The sequence below is a fragment of the Streptomyces sp. NPDC001027 genome, assembly GCF_040299045.1.
Taxonomy (GTDB): domain Bacteria; phylum Actinomycetota; class Actinomycetes; order Streptomycetales; family Streptomycetaceae; genus Streptomyces.
This window is the reverse complement of the sequence record NZ_JBEPBI010000424.1, coordinates 1-4,099: the sequence shown is the minus strand read 5'-3', so window position 1 is coordinate 4,099 and position 4,099 is coordinate 1. Positions and strand designations below refer to the sequence as shown.

Genomic DNA, 4,099 nt, shown 5'->3' with positions numbered 1-4,099 from the left:
CAACGAGCCGAGCCACAGCGGCCGGTCCTCTACGCGTAGCAGGCCGTATGCCGCGATCAGCGCCTGGGCCTCGATGGGGTCGCCGAGGACGGTTCCGGTGCCGTGCGCCTCCACGGCGTCCACGTCCTGCGGCGACAGCCCCGCCGAGGCCAGCGCCTGCCGGATCACCCGCTGCTGCGACGGCCCGTTGGGGGCGGTCAGACCGTTGGACGCGCCGTCCTGGTTGAGGGCGGAGCCGCGGACGACGGCGAGCACCTGGTGACCGTTGCGGCGCGCGTCGGAGAGCCGTTCCAGGACGATCATGCCGACGCCCTCGGCCCAGCTCGCGCCGTCGGCGTCCGCGGAGAACGGCTTGCAGCGGCCGTCCTCCGCGAGGGCGCGCTGACGGCTGAACTCGATGAGCGAGCCCGGCGTCGACATCACGGTGACACCGCCGGCCAGGGCGAGTTCGCATTCTCCCTGGCGCAGCGACTGGACCGCGAGGTGCAGGGCCACCAGGGAGGAGGAGCAGGCGGTGTCGACGGAGACGGCCGGGCCCTCCAGACCGAGGGCGTAGGAGATGCGGCCGGACAGCACGCTGGGCGAGTTGCCGGTGCCCACGTAGCCCTCGAAGTCGTCGTCGGAGGCGGCGAGGATCGTCACGTAGTCCTGGTAGGTGACGCCGGCGAAGACACCGGTGTCGGAGCCGCGGGCGGCGACGGGGTCGACGCCGGCACGCTCCAGCGCCTCCCAGGACACCTCGAGGAGCAGACGCTGCTGGGGGTCCATGGCGAGGGCCTCGCGCGGACTGATCGCGAAGAACGCCGGGTCGAAGCTGCTCGCCTCGTGGAGGAACCCGCCTTCCCTGGTGTAGACCGTGCCCGGGTGGTCGGGGTCGGGGTGGTAGAGCCGCTCGGGACTCCAGTTGCGATCGGTGGGCAGGGGCGAGATGCCGTCCACTCCGGCGCGCACCAGGTCCCACAGGTCCTCGGGTCCGGCGATGCCGCCGGGGTAGCGGCAGGCCATGCCGACGACCGCGATGGGGTCGTCGTCGACGGCGCGGCGGACGCGGGCGGCGGGCCCGCCGGTGACGACGGCGCCGAACAGGTCGTCGGCGAGGTGGCGGGCTAGGACGGCCGGCGTCGGGTGGTCGAAGACGAGGGTGGCCGGCAGGGTGACGCCGAGGGCGGCGCTGAGGCCGTTGCGCAGCTCGACCGCGGTCAGGGAGGTGAGGCCGAGGTCGGTGAAGGGTCTGGCGGGTTCGACCTCGTCGGGACCGCTGTGGCCGAGCACGGCGGCGACCCGGTCCCGCACGGTGGCGAGGAGTGCGCGCTCGCGTTCCGCGGCCGGCCGGCCGGCCAGCCGTTCGAGGAGGCTGCCGGGGGGCTGGGTACGGGCGGCGGCCCGGCGGCGGCCCGGTTCCGTGACGGGCCCGGTCTCCGGGCGGGCGACGGCCGCGGGGGCGGTGGACGCGGGGGCGGCGGGCGCCCCGGGCGCCGGCCGCAGCAGCAGCGACCCGACGGTGAGGACGGGGTCGCCGACCGCGTCGGCGGCGGTGAGGGACAGCGTGTCCGCCCCGCTGCGCTCCAGGCGGACGCGCAGCGTCGTGGCGCCGGTGGCGAACAGCCGGACCGCGCCCGCGGAGAACAGCATGCGGCCCTCGCCCAGGCCGTCGAACGCCCCGAGGCCGAGCGGGTGCAGGGCGGCGTCGAGCAGGGCGGGGTGCAGGTCGTGGCGGCCGGCGTCGGCCGTGGCGGACTCGGGGAGCGCGACCTCGGCGTACACGGCGGTCCGGTCCCGCCAGGCGGCCGACAGGCCCTGGAAGACGGGCCCGTAGTCGAGACCGGCCTCCCGCAGCCGTGTGTACAGCCCCTCGGTGTCCAGTTCCTCGGCGCCGGGCGGCGGCCATGCCGTCAGGTCGTGGTCCGGGGCCGGTTCGGTCTGCGCCGTGAGGACGCCGGCGGCGTGCCGGTTCCACGCGGCGGCGGTGTCGGCGGCCGGGCGTGCGTGGACGGCGAAGGCGCGATCACCGCGGGCGTCGGGCGCCTCCACGCGGATCTGCAGCGCGACGGCGTCGTGCTCGGGCAGTGACAGCGGGCGTTCCAGGACCAGTTCCCGAACCTGCGGGCAGCCCGCGTGGGCGCCCACGGCGAGGGCGAGTTCGAGGAAGGCGGTGCTCGGGACGACGGCCGTGCCGCCGATGCGGTGCGCGGCGAGCCAGCTCGCGGCCCGGACGCCGAGGCGGCCGGTGAACAGCAGGGAGTCGTCGACGGCGGACGGGACGACCGCGCCGAGCAGGGGGTGGTCGGCGGGCATGAGTCCGGCGGCGGCCGGGTCTCCCCCTGCCGCCCCCGCCTCGATCCAGTACGGCCGGTGCTGGAAGGCGTAGGTGGGCAGCTCCACCGGGCGGGCGCCGGGCGCGGTGGCGTCGAGCACGGCGCGCCGGTCGACGGGTGCGCCGTGGGCGTGCAGGGCGCCGACGGCGAGGAGGAACGTCTCCGCCTCGTCGCGGTCGTCGCGCAGCGTGGGCACGGCGACCGGCGCACTGCCCTGCCAGCACCCCTGTGCCAGGGCGGTCAGGGTGGTGTCGGGGCCGAGTTCGACGAGGCGGGTGACGCCCTGCTCCTCCAGGGCGGCGACCGCGTCGGCGAACCGTACGGCGTGCCGCACGTGCCGCACCCAGTACGCGGGGTCCGTCAGCAGGCCGGGCCCGGCGACGCGGCCGGTGAGATCGGAGACGACGGGGACGACGGGCTCGGTGTACGCGACGGTGTCCGCCACGGCCCGGAAGTCGTCGAGCATCGGCTGCATGCGCGGCGAGTGGAAGGCGTGACCGACCCGCAGCCGGGTGGTCTTGCGGCCCTGCTCCGCGAAGTGGGCGGCGACGGCGAGCGCGGCGTCCTCGTCGCCGGAGACGACCACGGACCGCGGTCCGTTGACGGCCGCCAGCCCGACGGCGTCCTCGTATCCGGCGAGCAGCGGCAGCACCTCGTCCTCGGACGCCTGGAGGGCGATCATCGCGCCGCCCTCGGGCAGCGCCTGCATCAGACGGCCGCGGGCGGCGACCAGGCGGCAGGCGTCGGGCAGGCTGAACACCCCTGCCACGTGGGCGGCGGCCATCTCGCCCACGGAGTGGCCGATCAGGTGCGTGGGCCGCACTCCGAACGACTCCAGGAGGCGGTAGAGGGCGACCTCCACGGCGAACAGGGCGGGCTGGGCGTACTCGGTGCGGTTCAGCGTGTCCGCGTCGCCTTCGTGCACGACTTCGGCCAGGGGCCGCGCGAGGAGTCCGTCGAAGTGCCCGCAGACGGCGTCGAAGGCGTCGGCGTACACGGGGAACGCCTCGTGCAGTCCGCGGCCCATCCCGGGGCGCTGGGTGCCCTGTCCGGCGAACAGGAACGCGGTGCCGCCCCCGCTCAGGGTGTCCCCGGTGACCACAGCGGGGTTCGTCCCTCCCGAGGCCAGCGCGCGCAGTCCGGCCAGCAGTGAGGCACGGTCGGATCCGGCGACGACGGCGCGGTGTTCGAGCGGCGCACGCGTGAGCGCGAGGGCGTGCGCGACATCGGCGACGTCCAGAAGCGGGCGCCGCTCCAGGTGGGCGAGGAGCCGGCTCGCCTGGTCACGCAGGGCGGGTGCGCTGCGCGCCGCCAACAGCCACGGCAGCGCGGTCCGTCCGGGGTGCGTGCCGCCGACGCGGGGAGCGCTCGGCTCCTGCCCGGCAGCGGCCGGTTCGGCGAGGATGACGTGTGCGTTGGTGCCGGAGACGCCGAACGCGGAGACACCGGCGCGGCGGGTGCGGTCGCCCGCGTGCCAGGCCACGGCCTCGTCGAGGAGGCGGACCCGGCCGGTGTTCCAGTCGACGCGGGAGGAGGGGCGGCCGGCGTGCAAGGTGGACGGCAGCATCCCGTTGCGCAGGGCGAGGACCATCTTGATGACGCCGACGGCTCCGGCCGCGGCCTGGGTGTGGCCCAGGTTGGACTTGACGGAGCCGAGCCACAGCGGCCGGTCCTCGGCGCGGTCCTGGCCGTAGGCCGCGATCAGCGCCTGGGCCTCGATGGGGTCGCCGAGGACGGTTCCGGTGCCGTGCGCCTCCACGGCGTCCACGTCCTGCGGCTGTTTC

General features: G+C 75.9%; 1 protein-coding gene. It reads right to left on the bottom strand.

Annotated elements, in window-relative coordinates; all coding sequences use genetic code 11:
• Positions 1-4,099 (bottom strand): beta-ketoacyl synthase N-terminal-like domain-containing protein (locus ABT300_RS42030; RefSeq protein WP_351687865.1); only part of this gene is annotated, 4,099 nt, incomplete at both ends.